We start from the raw sequence: 20,295 nt of genomic DNA, 5'->3' as shown, positions 1-20,295 counted from the left end.
AGGAGTGGCGACATGAAAAAAGTATGGATTTTACTTGGTGTGGGAGCAATTCTTTTGACAGGATGTGCTGGGCAATCAGAAGCAACCTCAATATCCGCTGCTGCTGAATCCCCTACAAAGAAAGAAGAAGGTGCAAAGACGATGACTGTTCAAGCGGAATCTTTTGTGCAAGCTCTCCATGACGGAAAAATAGAGGATGTGTATGATCAAACAAGCTCGTCATTCAAACAGCAGGTTTCAAAAGCACAATTTGTAGAGGGGTATACCGCTTTTAGCAAGGGGGTGAAATCATGGAATCACCATTCCCACACGTCCGTAAACGGCAGCTATTCTGACACCTGGGTGGATCAGGACGCCAAACGGGGCCTCGTCCTTACGACGGATGAAAAAGGGATCATAACGGGCGTTTTATTAAAGCCGCTGCAAAGCTACCCTGACACCGACAATGCTTTAACAAAGCTGGTATATAGCGCACCGTTTACAGGTGAGTGGTATGTGTTCTGGGGAGGTCAGAATGTCCTTTCGAACTATCATTACGAGGTGGAAAGCCAACGCTATGCATACGATCTGATTCAGGTCAAAGACGGATTGTCCTACAAGGATGATCCTTTGAAAAACGAGAGCTACTATGCGTTCGGGCAAGAAATACTCGCGCCACAGGCAGGAACAGTCGTGCATGTCGTCCATGATATCAAGGATAATGTCCCTGTCGGAGCAATGAACGCGCAGCAGCCTGCTGGCAACGTCGTCATCCTCGATCATGGCAACGGAGAATTCAGCTACTTCGCCCATTTGAAGGAAGGCTCTGCCAAGGTGAAGGTTGGCGATCATGTGGAGAAAGGAGATTTGCTTGGGCTATGCGGAAACTCCGGCAATTCCAGCGAGCCTCATCTGCATTATCAGGTCTCTGACGGCAAAGATTTGTTCCATAGCAAATCCATTCGCGTGCAATGGGAGGACGGATTGAATCCGCGTCAAGGTGAAAGCATTACCGCGAAATAAATCGTATAGCTGTTAAACAGTGGCAGTCCATCCCTTTGCCTTATATTCAAAGAGATGGACTGCCGCTTTGTTTTAGAGGACAATATCATACTCCATTGTCTTGGCAGTTTGTTCTGCTACTTCCGCGTCTACTACTCGTTTGATGATGTGAAAGGACATATTGATACCCGCTGAGATCCCAGCAGATGTCACCGAGAATACTTCAAACGGACCTGCAAAATCCAAAACCTCCACATCGTCAAACAAAAAAATTCCTACTTGCCCTTGCTTGGTCTCCATGTGGATCTCCCCCATTTCACGTTTGGATATATTTTACAATAGCTTTTTGCAAACATCTCTAGTTTTTTTAGCTGTAAGATTCTGCTAGAGTCATTGATAGAAGATTAAAAATGATGGAGGAGGTCCGCTGTCTGATGAGTACCAGCCCGAATATTATAGAGGTCGCGTCCCTCATAGGAGAACCATCCCGCGTCTCCATCCTGGTCAGCCTGATGAACGGCAAGGCACTCCCCGCCAGTGAACTCGCACGAAACGCAAAAGTCACCCCCCAAACAGCAAGCACGCATTTGGCAAAGCTGGTGGAAGGCGGTCTTTTAGTCAGCGAGTCGCACGGCCGACATCGCTACTATCGTCTGGCCAGCCCTGAAGTCGCCCATGCCCTGGAATCGTTAATGACTATTGCTGCACCTAAGCCTGTTCGTTCCTTGCGCGAGTCCGACCAATTGCGAGCCGTCCGCTATGCTCGCACCTGCTACGACCATCTCGCAGGCGAAGTGGGCGTTGCCCTGACGCAGAAAATGCTGGAATTGCAATTGATCGAGGCATCCGGACAAGACTACGTGCTCAGTGATGCGGGAAAAACCAAGCTGCAATCACTCGGCGTAGACCTTCAGGCCAAGCCGAAGAGCAGGCGTCGCTTTGCCCGTCCGTGTTTGGATTGGAGCGAGCGTCGCCACCACTTGGCAGGCAGCCTCGGGGCCTCACTCACCAACCGATTATTTGAGCTTGGCTGGATCGAGCGAGTGCCAGGAGGGAGAGCAGTCCGTGTCACGCCGTTAGGCAGCTCTGGATTTATGACCGAGTTCGGACTGCATGTAGATGAATGCAAAAAGCACAGCTAGCTACTCTGCCAGCTGTGCTTTTTCACTTACTTGCCTTCGTGGGGCAAACGTCCAGTTCACGAGGAAAATCCCTGCGAAAATCAACAATCCTCCCGCATACACATGCCATTGCACTACCTCACCCAGCAACACCCAGCCCGACAAAACACCGAAGAACGGAGCGAGGAACAAGAATGCACTCGTTCTGCCCGGATCTCCGTGATTCAACAAATAAAACCACGTCGCAAACTGCACAATGGAAGCCATAATCGCGAGCCATAGGACGACGAATACAGCGGTCGGTGTGATAATCAGCTTCGGCGTTTCCAACGTGAACCCCATCACGAGGAGAAGAATTCCTCCGAACAACATCTGATAGGCTGTCATCACCCATACATTGAAACGGACTCCCCACTTTTTGACGAGAATCGTGGCAATTGACCACGCAAGGGCGGACCCGATACCAAACAGCGTTCCCGTCTCCCATTGCAGATGGAAACCAAGCGTGATGAACACCCCAACCAGTCCAATCAGAACCCCCATCCATTGCGTCAGCCGATAGGATATGCCTAGAAGCAACGTTCCCCATATGACCACGAGCAGTGGGTTCATAAACGTCAGGATCGAGGATTCACCCGCTGTGATCGTACGCAGACTTAAAAAGATACACCCCATGACGGCGGCCGTCTGCAAAAATCCGATCAAACACAGCTTTCCCCAGTCACCCACCGACTTCGGGAGCGGCTTTTTCCATACCCATGCTCCCATGATCAGTCCTGCCAGGGTAAAACGCAGCCCTACCAGCAGCAATGGTGAAAAATAGGCCAATCCAATTTTTCCTACCGCAAAAGACGAGCCCATCAATGATGTCGTCACGACGACAAGTATCCCGAACAAAATTCGATTCATGGCGTTGTTCCCCCGTTTCAGGCAAGCTACTTGTTTCTTCTTACATGTAGTGTACCTGACGGTTAGTTCGATGAGGGTCGAAGTGTGCAAAAGGTTTACAGTCGGTACTTCTCTACCATCTTGATCCCGATTTGATTCAGCAAGACAGCGAGCACTTTCCAGACCGCTTGACGATAAAACGGCAAATGTTTGACATACACCGCAGTATATTCCGGTTCTCCCTCAGCTCCCCTGTCCGCTTTGAATGCGCCTACGCCCGCACTTTGATGGAGCAGGATGCCTTTGCTCTGTGCTTCTTGTACCAAGAGGCATGACAGCATCCGATATAGCCCGGTCTCTTTGGGGAGCGTCGTATCATAGCCGAATAGTGGCGTCGTCATCACACCATTTCGCTCAAAGTAGCCAAGAATGCCGTCCAGTCGTCCGTCTTTTTCCAAGCCGATGAGGGTCAATGTCTTCTTTTGTATCGCCAGCCGGACGAACTCCACCGAAAACTGTGGATTATGCCGGGAGTATTTATCCAGGTACAGCGCGTTATATAAAGCAACGATTCGCTCGACATGCTGTTCTCCCAGCTCCTCATGACGCAGGATGCGATAGCCGGATTTGGCAAGCATTTTCCGATCGCGATTGAGCGTATTGCGGACCCGCCACTTACCCTGCGCTGGCCAATCGGGGTGAAAAAGGTAGACGTAGCGGCTGGGAACCATGAGATAGCCCTTCTCTACGAGTCCCTTGTGGAAATCCGGATACAGCCTGCGACAGACAGATCGAAACGCGATGACATGGCCAGGGAACTTTTGGATGCAGTTTTCCGTGATGTCCTTGACCTCATCTGTACTCACATCATGATACAGATTCGTCGATAACAGCCAGTTGTTGACGATGACCATTTTGTTGCATTGGCTTTTTTTCATCCAACGTCCAAGCCCTGTGAGTACTGTCGACAATACCCGCCTCAACATCCTTGAATCGAGCATGCCTAGCTCTTCCTTCGCATACGTCACGTAATGGGTAAACACCGAACTTACATACGAATTGTCGTACTCGGTATCGTTCACCGTTACGGGCATGATCCGATCTCCTACACGAAGTGCATGCATCCGCGTCTGTACATTTTGCACATAGCGAGATGGTTGTTCCGTCATCATGGGCAGCAAGTAGCTTTTGACGTAGTCGGCATCCTGTACTTGTTCCCAAGGGATTGGCCCCGCCGAGATCCCTTCATACCATTCAATCCATTGCCTGCTCACCTGGAACAAACATCCTCTCTACCCGCCGCAATTTTTTCGTACCGAGATTCAACTCGTACGGTGCAAACACAATCGCAGGCAATTGTCCTTGCTGATCGGCAATGACTCGCTCAAGACTTTGGCGTACTCGTTCCTGCTCCCGCATGGACGGTCCTTTCCCATCCTTCATGAGCAGTGCTACCTCAACTTGCTCGTAGCTTAGCTGCCGTACCGTGTACTCTTCAATCGCATCAGACGAGGTGATGACAGCACGACGGATGAAATCAGGAAAGACCGATATTAGGCGCACCTCATTTTCATGGCGAAAAACAAACAGATCATCTGCCCTGCCCTCAATCGATTCCAGCGCCATAAATACCGAGCCACACGGACATGGGGTACGCTTTTCCGTTAAAATGTCGTTCAAACGGTAACGGATAATCGGCTGTGTCGTCCGGGAAAAGTCTGTGATGATCGGAAAGAATCGCTCCTTTTGCTCATCGAGATATTCCTTTTCCACCACCACGAGGTCTTCATTGATATGCAGCGTCCCGTGAGAGCAGCTCACCGCAAGCAGTCCTTCTGTGCATTGATAAATTTGATGCACGATCTGCCCGAACACTTCTGCGATGTATGTTTGATCCAACGGGTCCAGCACTTCTGCCACCGAGATCACTTTGATCGGAGATATCCGCAATTTCCCTTGATGCTGGGCAGCCGCGAGCATTCTCAACATCGAGGCTGGCGCAACCAGCACCGTCGGCTGATACTGATTCAGGTGATCAAGGTGCTGATCGAGCGGTATTTGCAAATCGAAGAACGAGAATTGAATGCGCCGCCTGTTGACCGCCGTATACAGGTTGCTGTTCGCTCGCAGGAAAAAAGCAATCCGATGCGTTGACCATAGCTGACCAGGCAGTGCTTTTGCCAAAATCACCCCTGCCCATTTCGCCTGCTCCTGCGGTCCCACGAGAAAAAGCCCGCGATTGCCAGATGTCCCAGAAGACAAGCCTACGGTCACGCCGTTTAATTGGGGAGTGAAATCGCGTGTCGTTTCTGCTTTCAGTGCAATCCCAAACGCTGCTTCCCTCTTGATCCCGCACGTATTCAGCTCGTCAAAATGACTCATCATGCTCTTTTTATCAATCGGCTCCATCTGTCTCCATTGTTCTGGCGTTCCCAATCTCTTTCGGTAAAAAGGAGAGGCTGGCAAAATGCGAGACAGCATCGCTCTGACCTGCGCTTCTTGCCATTTCACCAGCTGCTCACGCGAGGAAAACCGACGGGCAAGCCACTTCGTTTTTACATACTGCTTCAAGAGCGTCATGATCTCCATGTGAACTCTCCTCTGCTGGCCTGCCAGACTTCCCCGCAGTGTGTCGGCATGATTTTCATGTCGGGGCGTTGGCGGGATAGCACATGAAGCTTGTGCAAATGCTCGCGATACGCCGGTCGATCCGCCATGATCAACCTAGCCAGCGGATGAGGCAACAGGTTGCCGCGATAGGCTTCACTCGACCAAGCGGCATCCGCACACAAAAATACATCCCCATGATCCCGATCACGCAGGATTACACCAAACTGCCCGATTGCATGGCCGTTCAGATCGACGATATACAGACTCTGATCCGCAAACAAATCGTAGCCTTCGGTGTACGGCGCGTAAGCTTCAGGCAATGCCACCAGCCCTCCGCGATTAATGAAAGTCACCCTTTCTTCGAAGTCGTCAGGCATCAATTCAGGCAAGTACGCCTCCCGTAGCGCCGCCCACCCCGTTTTTCCCTTGACGTGGTTGTAGGCACTCTCGAAGCAATATAGTCGCGCATGTGGAAAATCGCGCAAACCGCCGATATGATCCGCATGAAAATGAGAAATAAGAATGCCCGCTATATCTGTCGTTTTGATTCCGCGTACTGCGAGCTGCTCAGAAATACTCTCATGTGCCTCCGAGAATACCGGCGTTATTTTGCCGTACAGCGAATAAGGAAGCTTGCTCGTAGCTTCAAAAAAGCGCTGCGAATAGCCCGTATCAAAGAGCAGCAAGCCGTGGACGGGGTGCTCGATAAGCCCTGCAATGGCGTGAAACGGGATGTTTTTCATCCGGCCGCCTTTTCGTGAAAACATCTCGAGCTGCTGGCAGTAGCCCGTGTCCATCAGCGTCAGTTTAACGTCCATTATGCGTCCTCCACCAATCTGTAAACGTCTCGATGCCCTGGGCAATGCTCACCCGTGGTTCATAGCCCAGATCGCGCTTCGCCTTGGAGATATCCAAGGTTTGTGATTTGGCGAGCACGCCTACCGAGTAACGCGTCAAAACCGGCTCGCGATAGCCCAAAACGGTCTTGGAGAGCGTCTCCAGCACCCAAGCTGCCGCATACGCCTTCCAATATGGCAGCTCGCGCGTTTTCAGCGGGACCCCCAAGCGGCGGAATACATCTGACAACACCTCGATCATCGTCACTGGCTCCCCATTTGTAATGTTGTAAGCCTGTCCCAATGTGTGCGCTGGAGAATCCATGCACAAGATCAACGCGTCCACGACATTTTCCACATAGGTCAAATCAACGATCGCCTTGCCTCCGTCGATCAGCGGAACGAATTTCTTTTCATTGGCGCGAATCAATCGAGGAAGGATTGCATTGTCCCCTGGGCCAAACAAGGCCCGAGGACGAATCGTTATCGTCGGAAGCCCTGCAAGAAACGCCTTGTCGACTTCCAGCTCCGCCTGGTATTTGGTCTGTGCGTATGTATTGGCAAAACGTACGGGCATCGGCTCATCTTCGCGGATTCCCAGCTTGTCGTCAAAAGCAAAATAAATACTCGGTGTCGATACATGAACCAGACGCTCGATGCCGTGTTGCTTGCAGCCCTCGATGACATGAATCGTTCCTGTCACGTTCGTCTCGTACATGTCACGGTACGTTCCCCACGGCGAGGAAAAAGCAGCCGCGTGATGCACGATATCCTGATCGCGGCATGCCTTCCGCATGGCTTCTCTGTCTCTTAGGTCTGCCCGAAGAAATCGTATGCCTCGCTCCTGCAATAGCTGGCCGATTCGCTCGTCTCTCCCTTGAGCTGTTACCTCATAGCCCATTTCATGGAGTCGTGTCGTCAGCTTCTGTCCGAGAAACCCCGTCGCCCCTGTTACTAGAACTCGCTTGTTCATTACTTCCTCACGTCCTTACGCCTCTTCTCCGTTCCATTCGATATCGCTCGTACTACAAGCGATCATGCTTTTTCTCGTTCGAAAACTCTGCCAAGCCAAATCTGCCAGCATGGAGAACTGATCAAAAAAAGGCCGCGGATCATCCCGCCTAAACAGAACATCCCTTGCAGAAAGCAGATCGCTTACCCAACGCTTTGCCTTCTCTCCATTCGTCATGCCAGCAAGGCCGTATGTCAGCATCGCCATCCCTAGCATGCAAGCTTGTTTTCCAGCAGGAACAACCGTTTTTCCCCGATCAGAAAAATAAGCAGTCGCAGCCTCTTGCTGTCCTGCAAACAAATGCACACCGCTTGTCAGGCGTGGATTGCACTCGATCACGTATAGCTCTCCCTGCTCATTCTCCATGAAATCAAATGCGATTTGTCCACTAAACGTATGCTGTTGCACGAAGCGACTAACAAAATCTCTTACCTGTGGATGGTCTGAATAGACGAAGTGAATCGAGGCACCCTGCCCTGCTGTATATGTTGTTTCGTAATCGGCGTACAGGGTGAGCTGTCCATCATGAGCAACCGCGTAGCTGCACACCTGTTTCCCTTTTATAAACTGTTGGACTAGCCATGGCTGCCTAACTGTCGGTTCGGGTAGCGTGGACTGCCCTGCCGCAGAGGACGGGTTTGCCACGATCTGTACATGAGCTGCGAAGCGAGAATACACGGGCTTCAGCACAACTGGCCCCCTAGCTTGCAGCATAGCCTCCCGCAATTGAACAGGAGATTGTACCCGAACCGTCTGTGGAACCAGTGCGCCCACCTCACGGGCCATTTCGGCAAAAAGCCATTTGTCGTGCAACGAACGCAGTACCTCGATTCCTTCTACAAGTACTTCACCAAAGTCAAGCAAGCGATCCCGCCCGCGCGATACGTAGAATATCTCCTCGCAAGTCGGGATCAAAAGATCGATACGCTCACGCTGCATGATTTCACACAGCTTTTCGATATAAGCATCGGGCTCTTGTCGGGGAGGAGGCACTTGGTAGGAGCGCTCTACATAACGAGAGTGCTGGCATAAATGTCGCCGCGCACTCTCTGCTACAATGACTCGATGTCCCGCAGAACCCAGCAAGCGCGCCAACTCTAACGTAGCTGGAGCTCGCCCTCCTGTCAGCAAGACGGATTGTTTAGTATTCAAGCACAATTCCTCCGAGAGACAAGCCGGCAGATGTGCCCAGCAGCAACAGATGATCGCCTCGCTGTACCCGATTCTGCCCAATCGCTTCATGCAGCGCCATCGGGATCGAAGCTGCGATGACATTGCCGTGCTCCGCCAGAATGTTCACCATTTGCTGGTCGCTAAATCCGAGCTTGCCTGCCATGATCCGCATCGCCATCCCACTGGCCTGATGAGGAATGACTGTACGAATTTGTTCCTTGGTTACGGAGGCTGAGGACAGCAAGCGCTCCACAAATCCGGTAATCAACTGCGAGGTCAGGCGAAAAATTTTCCGTCCATCCATATCAAACGCAAAGTCTGCTTCTCTTCCTTTCGCAAATTGGCTCGGGTGGATCAGCGTACCGCCACCCCTTATTTCGGAATAATGCGCTCCTTCACTGTATGTTTTCATACTTGAACCCAAGATGCGGGAGCTTTCTGTTGCTGGCGTCCTGCCGATGACAACAGCCGCAGCTCCATCTCCGAACAGCACGCAGCTCTCTTTTTGCTCCCAATTCAAACCTGCGGAGGATATCTCCGATGAAATGATCAAGACTCGCTCATAAATACCAAACGCCATCTGGCACGACATCACATCCAGCGCAGTGACGAAGCTCAGGCATGTCGCATTTATATCAAAGCAAGGGATACCTGTTTTGCTTAGTTGAAGCTCTTCCTGAATCAAGGCAGCCGTGCATGGGATTTCCTGCTGCGCCGTCCCGCTTGCACATACGATACAATCGATATCGTGAAGGGAGAGGCCCGCCGCTTCCAAAGCACGCCTGGCAGCGATGGCCCCCATCTGTGCTGCCGTTTCGTCCGTCACAAAATGCCTGACGCTTACCCCGGACTTTTTCTCTACCCATCCAGCCGCAAGTCCCAGCTTTTCTTCCAGTTCTGCCGCTGTCACTCGCCGAGTGGGCAAGTATTTTCCTGTTCCGAGGATTTTGATTTTTCTCTCCATAATCTGTGTCTCCCTTAGCTCGCATTACTCACACACTATTCGACATCTGCCCTATATTTTACATAAGTTTGTCGATTTATGGTAACAGAATAAACACTTGGTACTAATTACCCAAGTGTTTGTCGTATCGGGATTTCTTTTTTGATCCGCATTTCTAATATGCTGGTTATGATCGATCTTTGCGACTCCCTCGAGAGTGAGCTTTTTCGCATGCTGATCCCTCCTATTTTCATCGAAAGCAACTGTCATCGCTTTCTATACCAATGATGATAAATTGAGGGTATGCTATATTGAAAGTAAGAGAGATCAGCATGAACCTGAAGTGGAGGCATCATCGATGAGTATGCAAGAAGGCTATATTGAAGTTCCTGGCGGAAGAGTATGGTACAGTCGTGTCGGCGCAGGGGAGAAAACGCCTCTGATCGTCCTTCACGGAGGACCTGGCAACACGCATGATCCGCTCAAATCAACGCTTCATGTCTTAGGCAACGACAGACCCGTCATTTTCTACGATCAGCTCGGATCAGGAAATTCCGATCGACCAACTGATCTGACTCTTTGGAAAACCGAACGCTTTGTGGAAGAGCTGGCTTGCATCAGACAAGCCCTTGGCTTAAAAGAGGTTCACATTCTGGGACACTCGTGGGGCACGATGCTGGCAGCAGCTTATTTGGTGGATGCCAAGCCGGAAGGGGTACAGAGCATCATCTTCTCCAGCCCATGCCTGAGCGCAGAACGTTGGAAACAGGACGCAGATCGCTTAATCGAGCAATTGCCAGTGGATGTGCAACAAACCATCGCTACACACGAGGAGCAGGGCACAACTGATTCACAAGAATACCAGGATGCCATGAAGGAATACTACAAGCGCCATGTGTGCCGCCTTGATCCAATGCCAACAGTCATGACAGAAAGCCGTCCAAGAGCAAACAAAGAGGTTTACATGACAATGTGGGGACCGTCTGAGTTTTGCCCGACAGGGAATCTGAAAACATTCGACTACACACCCAAACTGCATCAAATCAACATCCCTTCCCTGTTCGTTTGTGGCCGCTACGATGAAGCGACTCCAAAATCGACAGGTTATTATCAGTCTCTGGTGCCAAATGCCGAGCTCCATGTCTTTGAAAACAGCTCCCATGTCGGCTATCTGGAAGAGACAGACGAATACGTGCGAGTCGTCCGCAGTTTTTTACAAAAAGCAGATACGAAAACCTCATTCTTTTTTTAAGTAAATCAGGAAATTTAGTATGTTTAACCCTAATATGATGAGAAACATATAGGTGGACATAGCATCGCCACTTAGATTAAATTCATCCGCTATGTAACCCATAATCATAAGATTCGTTCCAGAAACGATTACTGAAATTGCTGAAATCATACTAAGTGTAAATCCATTGACAAGATTACATCGTTTCTTTTGAAGCAATAAAGCAACGGAAATAACGAGTAAACTTATGATAAAAGTAATCAAAACAATTCTTACTAAATCGTTTATCTCCATCCCTGCCATAGTCATCCCCCTAACAATCTTATACCTGCTATATTTTACCACACAAAAGAAAGACCGAATCTCGCAAGCAAGTCCTTTTGCAAGATTCGGTCCCTTCTTTTATACTCCTTTTCTTTTCTCTCTTCCGATCAAATACAAGAAATACGGCGCACCAATGACAGCTGTCACGATGCCTACGGGAACCTCCATCGGCGGCAAAAGCCATCTGCCTAGCCCATCAGCGGCGACCATGAGCGTAGCACCGAGCAGAGCGGCGACCGGGAGAAGAAGCGCGTGCTTCCCACCTACCAATCGACGAGCAATGTGCGGTGAGAGCAGACCGACGAACCCGATGGAACCGACAACCGCCACACATGCACCTGCAAGTGCGACAGAGGTTATCAAAAGTACAACACGCAGTCTCGTCACATCCTCGCCCAAGCCTTCTGCTACTTCATCTCCGAGAGTCAATACGTCGAGCCGGTACGCCAATAAATAAGCAATCGGTAAAAAGACGAGTATCCACGGAAGCACCGCCCATACGTGTTCCCATCCACGCCCCCACAAGCTGCCTGCCATCCAGAGCAGTGCCGCATTGACATCCCCCGGATTTTTGACCATCAGGTATTGGATGCCCGCCTGACAAATAACCCCGATAGCGATCCCTACCAGCGCTAGAGTAGCGGGCTGGACGCGTTTTCGCGCGGTATATACATACAAAATAGCAGCGACAACTGCCGCACCCCCAAAAGCCGCCAACGGCAGTAAATAAGCTGGAGATTTGGGAAAAAGAAAAATGACGATGGCAGAAGCGAGCCCCGCCCCTTTGGTGATGCCGATTACGTCAGGCGAGGCCAACGGATTGCGAATCATTCCTTGTAAAATAGCCCCGGATACCGCCAATCCCGCTCCAGCCAGCATGCCGAGGACGACACGCGGCAAACGATACTGTCCAATAATAAAGCTATGATTTTTCGGCCCCGTCCCGAAAAGTGACTCGACTACCTCGCGCGGCGATATGGACACCGCCCCCGTTCCGATGCTGATAACAGCGGTGACGATGAGCAACAGAAGGAAGGCAGGTGCAATACTTTGTCGGCGTGTCATGAAGCTTTCCTCTCCTTGCCCACTAAGTAAAGGAAAAAGGGAGCGCCCAGAAAAGCGGTCACGATGCCTACTGGCGACTCATACGGATACGCAATGAACCTGGCAAGAATATCCGCATAGACCAGCAGCAATGCGCCGAGCAGCGCTGTAATCGGGAGGTATAGCTGACTCTCTCTTCCTAACAAAAGTCGGGTCAAATGTGGCACCATCAATCCGATAAAGCCGATCGGACCAGCAACGGCAACAGCCGAGCCTGCGAGTACGATGACAATGATTCCAAAGATCGTCCGCACCCGAAATACATGTTGTCCAAGATTTTTGGCCACATCCTCACCCATACGCATAATCCCGATGGAGCGAGCCATAAAAAAGGCAACCACGAGCCCACCAATCGACCATGGCAGCACACGGTTCACATCCGTCCAATCTGCTCCATCCAATGAGCCTGCAAGCCAAAACAGGACTTGGTCGGTAGAATGCTGATGGAACAAGATGAATGCCTCTGTAATCGAAGCGAGAAACAAATGGACTGCTGTCCCAGCCAAAGCCAGCTTAACAGGAGTCATCCCCCCAGCCGCACCGAGATAGTACACCGCAAAGCCACCTATGACAGCCCCGCCAAAAGCGAGTGGCGCTAAAAATGGCACCGGGAGATTGGGCAAGAGTACCAAGGCAGCTACGACAGCCATCGATGCACCTGCGTTAACCCCAAACGTCTGTGGAGAAGCAAGCGGATTGCCTGTCATTGCTTGCATAATCGCACCAGCCACACCAAGACCAGCCCCAATGATGACCGCCAATAGCGCTCTTGGAAGCCTGAGCGTCGTCACAATCAGATGCTCCTGCGATGTAGAGGAGGCAAATAGTGATTTTACGCCACTCACCACCCCCATGTCTGTCCAACCAACCGAGATACTGACGACTAAACCAAAAACGAGCAGGAGAATTCCTGCCGCAAGAACAATGCCCGCCTTTGAAGCTCCCTCCATAGGTACAACCTCCTCCCGCAAAAACGACGGGATCGATGTCAGCTACGACACCCATCCCGAAAAGTTTCCTCTTTATTTGCCAGAAAGAAGCGTTACTGCTTCCTCCGAACTTAACTCCGATCCGATCAAGCCACGCGACAGCGCCCATTTATTGCGTGCCACTTCAAACACCTTGCCATTTTTTACGGCGTTGATGTTTTGCCAAAGTGGATTCGTCTTCCATTCATCCACAATCGTCTTGTCACCTGTTTTCATCAAAAACAGTACGTCTGGATTGAGGGCAACCAGCTGTTCCAGATTGGTTTTTGGATACGCCTCTTCACTCTTTGCCGCATCCTCCAACCCGAGGTATTCCATCAAAGATCCCGCATAGGAAGCATTGGAGTGAGCGAAGAATCCGGTCGGGTTCACTACTGCTGGCAGAACCTTCAGCTTTGCATCTGTTTTTGGCAGCTTCGCTTTGATGGCATCCATTTTCACTTGATGCTCGTCGAGGCGCTTTTTGCCTTCTTCTTTCATGCCTGCTGCATCTGCGATTACGGCGTAATTGGCTAGCATATGCTCATAGTTCGCCTGATGGTCATTCAGTACAATGGTCGGTGCAATTTTCTTCAATTTGTCGTACACAGCCTTGTGCTTGTTCAAATCTGCAATGATGAGATCAGGAGCAAGAGAACTGATCAGCTCCATGTTTGGTTCGTAACGAGAACCGAGTGATGTATAGGTTCCTACTTTTTCTTTCACCTCAGGAATGATCAGATTCGCATCACTGTCATCAGAGATTCCTACAGGAGCTACACCCAATGTCGCCAAGGCATCTGCAAAGGAAAAGTCCATCACGACAATACGCGCAGGCTTGCCAACGATTTCTGTTTCCCCCAGCTCATGCTTGATCACTCGCTTTTCACTTGGAGTAGCCGGTGTAGATTCTTTATTGGTCGCAGCTGCTGGAGTTGTTCCCTGTGCATGTTGTGTCGCTGTACCGCAACCACTCAAAAAGACAGATAGTATAAAAATAAGAAGAAAGCCGGGTAAAAACAGTCTTGCTCTCATGATGAGAAAACCTCCTACCAAAATAAAACTCTATCGAAATTGAAAATCATTTTCAATAGAGATTATATCGATAGCCACTACACCATACCATGAAGAATCTTGCTCGATTTCATGAATTATCTTGTCTCATATGCGTCTTGACGTATTCCGATGGGGATAGGCCCACCACTTTTTTAAACATCTTGCTGAAGTAAAACTCATCGTTATAGCCCACGCTTTGAGCCACCTCACGCAATCGACTCCCTGACAATCGGAGCAGCACCTTTGCCCGATTGATTCGAAGGCTTGTCATGTAATCGGAAAAGCTCACACCCTTTAACATTTTGAACATGCGTGAATAATAGCTGGGACTGACATTCGCCTTTCCTGCCAACATTTCCAGCGTGAGATTAAGCATGTAGTGCTGATCGACATACAGAATCGTTTCTTCAATGCTAGCTATCGTATTTTCGTTGCTCTCAATCGAAGAAAAATCTTTCACCAGGATGTACAGAATGCGCTCGAATAACAACCTCTGCCGAAATTGCTCTCTCTCCTCATTCGACGCATAGCTTTTATGTAGTTCCTCCATTAAATGCAAGACCTGCGAATGGCTTCGTACCCGGAAAGTCCCTTCCAGAGGAAAATTTTCTCCGCCCGGAACAAATACTCTCTCTTTCCCTGTTTCGTTTTGTTCGATCCAATAGGAGAACGCAATGAAAAAGACCTCCAGCTCTTTGTCTTGTTCCGTCCGCAAAGAAACGCTCTTCTTCGGCTTGATAAAAAACACATCTCCTGCCTCAACTAACTGCCTCTTCCCGTTCTCTTCCATTGTTCCTTTACTATTTTTGATAAACCCGATTCGATGAGAATTGACAGCTGAGAGAATCAGTGGTTCGTTGTGACGGCAAATCGCAACACTGACCGTGTCGAGGGAGTAGATCATCTGTTTTAACTGTCGATAGGCTTCATTTGCAATCAACGGTGCATCCCCCTCTCCTATTCCTTCTATTATAGCTTGTTTACGCTATCTGACGCATTATTTGAGGGTCTATGAGGGCCATGGTAAATGAAAGAAAGCTGCCCGAAGTAGATCCTCGACAGAACCACTTCGAACAGCCTGTTATTTCAATCCAATATGCTTGTCATACACATCGTATACGGAACGTGAAATGATCGCAGCCGATCTTCCCCCATAACCACCCTCAGGAACGATTACGGCTACTGCCAGGACAGGATCGTCGACTGGGGCATACGAAATGCTGACACCATTCGTAATGCGGGCATGCATTTTCCACCTTGTCTTTTTCTGTCCTGTTTTCTCATCTGTCACCATCACCGGTACATAAATATCTTGCTCAGATGTACCCGTTTTTGCAGCTACCTGAAACGGCATTCCCTCATACGCGCGGACTGCTGTTCCACCTGGCTTTGTCACCATCACCATGCCTTGCTCTAAAATATCCCAGTATTTATCGGGGTGAGGGAAGGTACTCATGGTTTTTGGCGTGTGCGTTTTCACCAGTTTTCCTTTAGCGTCTGTGATCTTATCTACCATCTGCGGCTGCAAACGCACACCTTTATTCGCAAGTGTCGCTGCATACTGTGCCAATTGCATCGTCGTTGCTCGAACTTGCTGGCCGAAGGAAGCCTGCACCATCGCTGCTAATGGACCGTAGTTTTCATTCATCACCAAATAGTCTTCTTTGCCTTTGTTTTCATTCGGCAGATCCACGCCAGTCTGAACCCCTAATCCAAATGCGTGATAGTACGATTGCAGCACGGACGCTGACTGTTTTCCTTTTCGACGGGACAGCTCCTCCCCGATTCTCGCCATGTACGTATTCGAGGATTTTTGCAGGGAAATCGCAGGCGTAATCATGCCATGCGCTTTGGAGCTGTCGTTCTTAATCCGGTCTGTTCCACGTCCATAGTGATAGACACCTCCGTCATTCCAACGATCGAAGGGAGTGATGATGCCTTCCTGCAAGCCGAGCAATACCGTAATCGGCTTGAGGACAGATCCTGATGGCACAATTGAACCCGGATGCTTGTAACCCTCCTGGATGGCCGCCTCGCCCGTTAATGGCCGCGTATCGTATGGCGCTTCCCGAATCGTCCCATTCGTCACCGCCAGCTTGATCTCGTCATACATTTTTTGATCCGGTCCCTCAATCCATACGTTTGGATCGTATTCCGGATAACTGACCATCGCGACGACCTTGCCTGTCTTAACCTCGACTGCCACGACGTACGCTCCCTTTGCCCCCTTCGCCTCAGGGATGGTTGCACGCATCTTCGGAAGAAACGCTCGGATCGAATCCCGGATATCTAGCTGTACCCGCTGATCGATGGTGAGATACACATGATTGCCCGGAACGGATGGAACTTCCTCCACTTGCTTCACAATTGTCTGATCTGCTGCGACCTCATACATCCGGTAACCGTTGCTCCCGCGAAGCTCTTTTTCGTAAGACAGCTCAATCCCATCGAGCCCGACTAGCTGGTTCGGCAAATACCGCTCGCTCTCATCCTTGTAGGAGGCGAGCTTCACATTTTCAGCAATGTGAAAGGGCCGAACATACCCGACCGCCTGTACAGCGATTTGCTTGGGATCGTAATTCCTGATCGGTTTTGTTACTACTTCAATCCCCGGCAGATCGCCGCGATGCTCACCCAGTACCGCGATTTCTTTGTCCGTCAAATCCACCTTCAACTCTTTTTCCAAATAGCGCGGCAATTGCCGTGCCACTTCCACATAATTGCCTTTCTCGTAGGCATAGCCGACATCCATCTTTTTTAATAGCGTGGCCTTGTCGAGGCTCAGTATTTTCTCCAGCTTTTCCACCAGGTCAAAGTACGCTTTCTTCTCCATGACCTCTTGTTCACGGAAGACAGCGAGATGGGAAGGCCGACTTTCGGCAATGACATACCCGTTGCGGTCATAAATGTTTCCTCGCATAGCAGGAATGTAATCTTTTTTATACGATCTGTCTGCCAGCTCATTTGCATAATCGCTCCCTTGCTGGATTTGGATTTGCGCCAATCTCAAAATGATGACCACAAACATCAGAAATACGACGATATAGACGATTTGCAGGCGCTTCACTCGATCATTTTTTTCTTCCTTCATCCTTGCTCTCCCTACTCTTTCAGTACCTTCGTGAAAATCCGTTTGATACGTGCATCGAGTACGTGACTGCCACCCCGACCACGGACATCTTCGATCATCATGGTAACCAGCAAACGCGGATCATCTGCATTAAAAACGGCGTACCATCCGTTTTCCACTCCGAGCTCGCCCTTTTTCTGTTTCAGCTCAGCTGTTCCAGTCTTGCCCGCCATGCGAATACCAGGCACACGCGCTCCTCGTCCTGTGCCGCGCGGGTCTTCCATGACCTTTATCAAATGCTGCTTCACCGTGCTCGCCACATCGGCAGGTATGACATTTGTCTTCCAATACCCGCCTTTTTTGTCTTCCTGCACTAGTGATGGATAGACGATACTCCCGTCATTTGCAAAAGCGCTGTACACCAACGCGAGGTGAAGCGGTGTCATCGTTACCTCGCCCTGACCGTATCCGGAGTCTGCCAATTGAATCTCGTTTTTGAAACCGTCGTTATACAGCTTCGACTTGTCCAGTGGATATGGAATCGGGAGAGCTTCATGGAATCCAAACAGCTCGCTCTTTTTCACGAATTGCTCCTCCCCCATGGAGAGTGCCGCTTTTGCAAAATAAATATTGTCGGAGTACACCAATGCTTTTTCCAAATTGACAGGTCCCCCGTAATCGCTGACCCGCGTTACCTCGTACCCACCCCAAGACGCATCCTTTTGCCAATGCAGTCCGCGGACATGGATACTGTCCGCAGGGGTAATTGCGCCTGACTCAAGTCCAATTGCTGCCGTAATCGGCTTGAAGGTAGAGCCCGGCGCAAACCCGCGCGCGAATCGATTGAGAAGCGGCTTTTGCGGGTTTTCATTCAATTGCTTCCACTCTGCAGCCGACATCCCAAGCACAAACGCATTCGGATCAAAGGACGGCGAATTGACGAGGGCCAAGATTTCCCCGGTCTTTGGTGAGATCGCCGCAGCCGTGCCTGCTTCGTTTTTCAGCTCCTGGTAAATCGTCTGCTGTACTTCAGCATCTATGGTTAATGCCAGAGGCTGTCCATGCTTGGCGGAGCGTTCCGCCACGGTCTTTTTTTCCGTTCCATCTGCTTCCGTGATGACGATACGCCCACCTGCCCTCCCTCTTAGCTGCTCTTCAAAAATCTGTTCCAGTCCTGATTTTCCAATCACATCGGACGTTTTATAGCCCTGATCCTTTCGCTTCTCGTACTCTTCCTGATTGATCGCTCCTACATAGCCAACCAGATGGGCTGTCGCGTCCTGATAGGGATAGTAGCGGACTTTCTTTTTGTGCAATGTGAGCCCTTCTGTTTTTTCCAATGGTTTGATGCGTGCATCGTCCTGCGGCAGCGTGGCGATCCGGATATACTTGGCCGACTTGCTTGTCGTAGCTTGGACCTTCGAGGTGAGGTCATCTAACGGAATTTGCAAAAGCTTGCTGACCTCCATTTTCCCGGTCTGTGAAGCCTGGCTCCATTCTCCCGGATTTATCCCGATATCTACCACGACACGCTCTGTTGCCAATGGACGCCCTGCCCGATCCGTGATTTCACCTCGTCTGGGATACACTGTATTAGCTCTTACTTTGTCCCCTTCTTTCATTTCTGGAAAAATAAAAGAAGGATTCCAATGAATGTACCAGTCCTCCAAGTCGTTCTGCGTTTCTTTGACAAGCGTTGCTTTCCCTGTAAAGGAAATCGGTTCGACGAATGTTTCCATCGTCAGCCGATAATGAAAGTTGATCTGCCCATCCTCACCCGGCATGACGTCGCCATTGTACATCGGCTCGACCGCAACCGCTTTGGCCTCGATTCCTCCGTAAATGTTTTGGTAACGCGAAACGAATTCTTCTTTGCTGATGGTCTTTTTTGTATGTAAAGAAAGCTGCTCATACATGTCAGAGAATTTCTGTTCTCCCCACTTTGTCGTATAAGTGGTGAATGCTGCCTTTGCCCTCTCGCCATCCGACCGCGTGGTGTCCTTCCAAAAGTCCCAGAAAAGATAGAAAAACCCTGAAAGAACAACGACAAAAACCGTCCAAAATACCAACCATGTCTTTTTCACTAGTCATTCACCTTCCCTCCCACACGATATTACAGTCGGATACCATAATATATGGAAAAAAGATGATGACAAGATGAGACTATTCTCATAGGACGATGATAAGTGTCAGATAGTTACATCAAATGCAAAAAAACACAGGAAATTCATCCTGTGTCTGTCGTACTGCTTACTATTCTTCCCACATGTAACCAAAGCGCGGAATCGTGGTGACGTTCTCGCCATATCTGCCCAGCCGCTTACGCAAGCGATAAACGAGCGCGTTGATCTCCGCTCGGCCAACATCCGGGACGCTGCTCTCCGTATTCAGCAACCGCTCCGGCCAGACGAGTACCATGATTTCCTCATAGCTGACCGCCTGATTCGTACGTTGGTACAAAAGCATGAGCAAGTCCATATCTTTTCCGGTCAAATGGATTCTCGCGCCATCGAGACGTATTTCTCTGCGTTCCAGATTGATGACCAAGCCGGAAGTGGAGGTGGTTTCTTTTGGATTCGTCAAAGGGAATGAGAACTCCCTCGTCACATCCATCTCGCTGCCCTCTGCGAAAAATATCATCTCAACCACGCCTTTTGCCAGCGTAATATGATCACCGTGATAAAGAAAATGCGGTGCTTGCTGTATCGGCATTCCGTTTACTTCTGTCCCATGCTTGCTTTGCAAATCAGAAATCGTATATTGGTTATTGATTTTCCGTATCACTGCATGCCTTCTGGATATATACGGACTGGAAAAAGCAATGTCTGGTTGTAATTGATTGCCCCGTCTTCCAATTGTACACTCTTCCTTATGTAGAAACTGACGCTTTTGAAGCTGCTCGGGGTCTCCTTTTTTGATCAATACATATATGCCGTCGTCCAACATTCATCACCTCGAAAAGAGTTGGAGCTATCAGT

18 protein-coding genes and 2 pseudogenes are annotated in these 20,295 nt (G+C 49.9%); 3 read left to right on the top strand and 17 right to left on the bottom strand.

The window, feature by feature from the left end; genetic code table 11:
* The first annotated feature begins 12 nt into the window (after nt 1-12).
* A complete protein-coding gene (locus EL268_RS06105; protein WP_106653843.1) occupies nt 13-1,002 on the top strand; it encodes a M23 family metallopeptidase in 990 nt (329 codons plus the stop codon).
* Nucleotides 1,003-1,074: 72 nt separating this feature from the next.
* Here the strand turns inward: EL268_RS06105 and EL268_RS33215 are convergent.
* Together EL268_RS33215 and EL268_RS33925 are read right to left on the bottom strand one after the other, a co-directional pair.
* Nucleotides 1,075-1,194: pseudogene (locus EL268_RS33215) on the bottom strand (DJ-1/PfpI family protein); the annotation flags it as partial.
* Nucleotides 1,189-1,281: pseudogene (locus EL268_RS33925) on the bottom strand (DJ-1/PfpI family protein); the annotation flags it as partial. The pseudogenes EL268_RS33215 and EL268_RS33925, both read right to left, overlap by 6 nt.
* A 134-nt stretch (nt 1,282-1,415) precedes the next feature.
* On the opposite strand from EL268_RS33925, the gene EL268_RS06095 reads away from it, so the two are divergent.
* A complete protein-coding gene (locus EL268_RS06095) occupies nt 1,416-2,123 on the top strand; it encodes an ArsR/SmtB family transcription factor (RefSeq protein WP_106653841.1) in 708 nt (235 codons plus the stop codon).
* Here EL268_RS06095 and EL268_RS06090 read toward each other — a convergent pair whose 3' ends face one another.
* The 7 genes from EL268_RS06090 to EL268_RS06060 form a co-directional block, all read right to left on the bottom strand.
* Complete coding sequence (locus EL268_RS06090) at nt 2,124-3,011, bottom strand: DMT family transporter (RefSeq protein WP_106653840.1); 888 nt, start codon at nt 3,009-3,011, stop codon at nt 2,124-2,126. It lies immediately after the preceding gene.
* Between the two features lie 95 nt (nt 3,012-3,106).
* A complete protein-coding gene (locus EL268_RS06085; protein ID WP_174769423.1) occupies nt 3,107-4,264 on the bottom strand; it encodes a GNAT family N-acetyltransferase in 1,158 nt (385 codons plus the stop codon).
* Entirely contained in the window at nt 4,245-5,579 is a 1,335-nt protein-coding gene (locus EL268_RS06080) for a F390 synthetase-related protein (protein WP_106653839.1), read from the bottom strand. The genes EL268_RS06085 and EL268_RS06080 overlap by 20 nt, the downstream gene beginning before the upstream one ends.
* Nucleotides 5,567-6,418 (bottom strand): MBL fold metallo-hydrolase, encoded by an 852-nt coding sequence (locus EL268_RS06075; protein ID WP_106653838.1) that lies wholly within the window; start codon nt 6,416-6,418, stop codon nt 5,567-5,569. The genes EL268_RS06080 and EL268_RS06075 overlap by 13 nt, the downstream gene beginning before the upstream one ends.
* Nucleotides 6,408-7,409 carry an NAD-dependent epimerase/dehydratase family protein gene (locus EL268_RS06070; protein ID WP_106653837.1) on the bottom strand — a complete coding sequence of 334 codons (1,002 nt, stop codon included), beginning with the start codon at nt 7,407-7,409 and terminating at the stop codon, nt 6,408-6,410. The genes EL268_RS06075 and EL268_RS06070 overlap by 11 nt, the downstream gene beginning before the upstream one ends.
* A 15-nt stretch (nt 7,410-7,424) precedes the next feature.
* Complete coding sequence (locus tag EL268_RS06065; protein WP_106653836.1) at nt 7,425-8,600, bottom strand: ATP-grasp domain-containing protein; 1,176 nt, start codon at nt 8,598-8,600, stop codon at nt 7,425-7,427.
* Entirely contained in the window at nt 8,590-9,585 is a 996-nt protein-coding gene (locus EL268_RS06060) for a beta-ketoacyl-ACP synthase III (protein ID WP_106653835.1), read from the bottom strand. The genes EL268_RS06065 and EL268_RS06060 overlap by 11 nt, the downstream gene beginning before the upstream one ends.
* Before the next feature lie 337 nt (nt 9,586-9,922).
* Between EL268_RS06060 and EL268_RS06055 the strand changes: the two genes are divergently transcribed.
* Complete coding sequence (locus EL268_RS06055; RefSeq protein ID WP_106653834.1) at nt 9,923-10,816, top strand: proline iminopeptidase-family hydrolase; 894 nt, start codon at nt 9,923-9,925, stop codon at nt 10,814-10,816.
* On the opposite strand, the gene EL268_RS06050 is transcribed toward EL268_RS06055, so the two are convergent.
* From EL268_RS06050 to EL268_RS06015, 8 genes are all read right to left on the bottom strand, one after another.
* Nucleotides 10,802-11,098 carry a hypothetical protein gene (locus EL268_RS06050; RefSeq protein WP_106653833.1) on the bottom strand — a complete coding sequence of 99 codons (297 nt, stop codon included), beginning with the start codon at nt 11,096-11,098 and terminating at the stop codon, nt 10,802-10,804. The two genes, EL268_RS06055 and EL268_RS06050, sit on opposite strands and share 15 nt — an antisense overlap.
* A gap of 99 nt (nt 11,099-11,197) precedes the next feature.
* Entirely contained in the window at nt 11,198-12,184 is a 987-nt protein-coding gene (locus tag EL268_RS06045; protein WP_106653832.1) for a FecCD family ABC transporter permease, read from the bottom strand.
* A complete protein-coding gene (locus EL268_RS06040; protein ID WP_106653831.1) occupies nt 12,181-13,173 on the bottom strand; it encodes a FecCD family ABC transporter permease in 993 nt (330 codons plus the stop codon). Before EL268_RS06040 ends, EL268_RS06045 begins: the two co-directional genes overlap by 4 nt.
* 72 nt (nt 13,174-13,245) lie before the next feature.
* Nucleotides 13,246-14,226, bottom strand: a complete 981-nt coding sequence (locus EL268_RS06035) for an ABC transporter substrate-binding protein (protein WP_106653830.1) — start codon at nt 14,224-14,226, stop codon at nt 13,246-13,248.
* A gap of 109 nt (nt 14,227-14,335) precedes the next feature.
* Entirely contained in the window at nt 14,336-15,187 is an 852-nt protein-coding gene (locus EL268_RS06030; RefSeq protein ID WP_106653829.1) for an AraC family transcriptional regulator, read from the bottom strand.
* Between the two features lie 141 nt (nt 15,188-15,328).
* Nucleotides 15,329-17,338, bottom strand: a complete 2,010-nt coding sequence (locus EL268_RS06025) for a peptidoglycan D,D-transpeptidase FtsI family protein (protein ID WP_106653828.1) — start codon at nt 17,336-17,338, stop codon at nt 15,329-15,331.
* A gap of 11 nt (nt 17,339-17,349) precedes the next feature.
* On the bottom strand, nt 17,350-19,401 hold the full coding sequence (locus EL268_RS06020; protein WP_106653827.1) for a penicillin-binding transpeptidase domain-containing protein: 2,052 nt from the start codon (nt 19,399-19,401) through the stop codon (nt 17,350-17,352).
* A gap of 169 nt (nt 19,402-19,570) precedes the next feature.
* On the bottom strand, nt 19,571-20,263 hold the full coding sequence (locus EL268_RS06015) for an FHA domain-containing protein (RefSeq protein WP_106653826.1): 693 nt from the start codon (nt 20,261-20,263) through the stop codon (nt 19,571-19,573).
* Nucleotides 20,264-20,295: the final 32 nt, after the last annotated feature.

The sequence above is a fragment of the Brevibacillus brevis genome, from assembly GCF_900637055.1.
In the GTDB taxonomy this organism is placed as follows: Bacteria; Bacillota; Bacilli; order Brevibacillales; family Brevibacillaceae; genus Brevibacillus; species Brevibacillus brevis.
The sequence above is the reverse complement of the archived record's forward strand: the minus strand, read 5'-3'. Positions and strand labels throughout refer to the sequence as shown.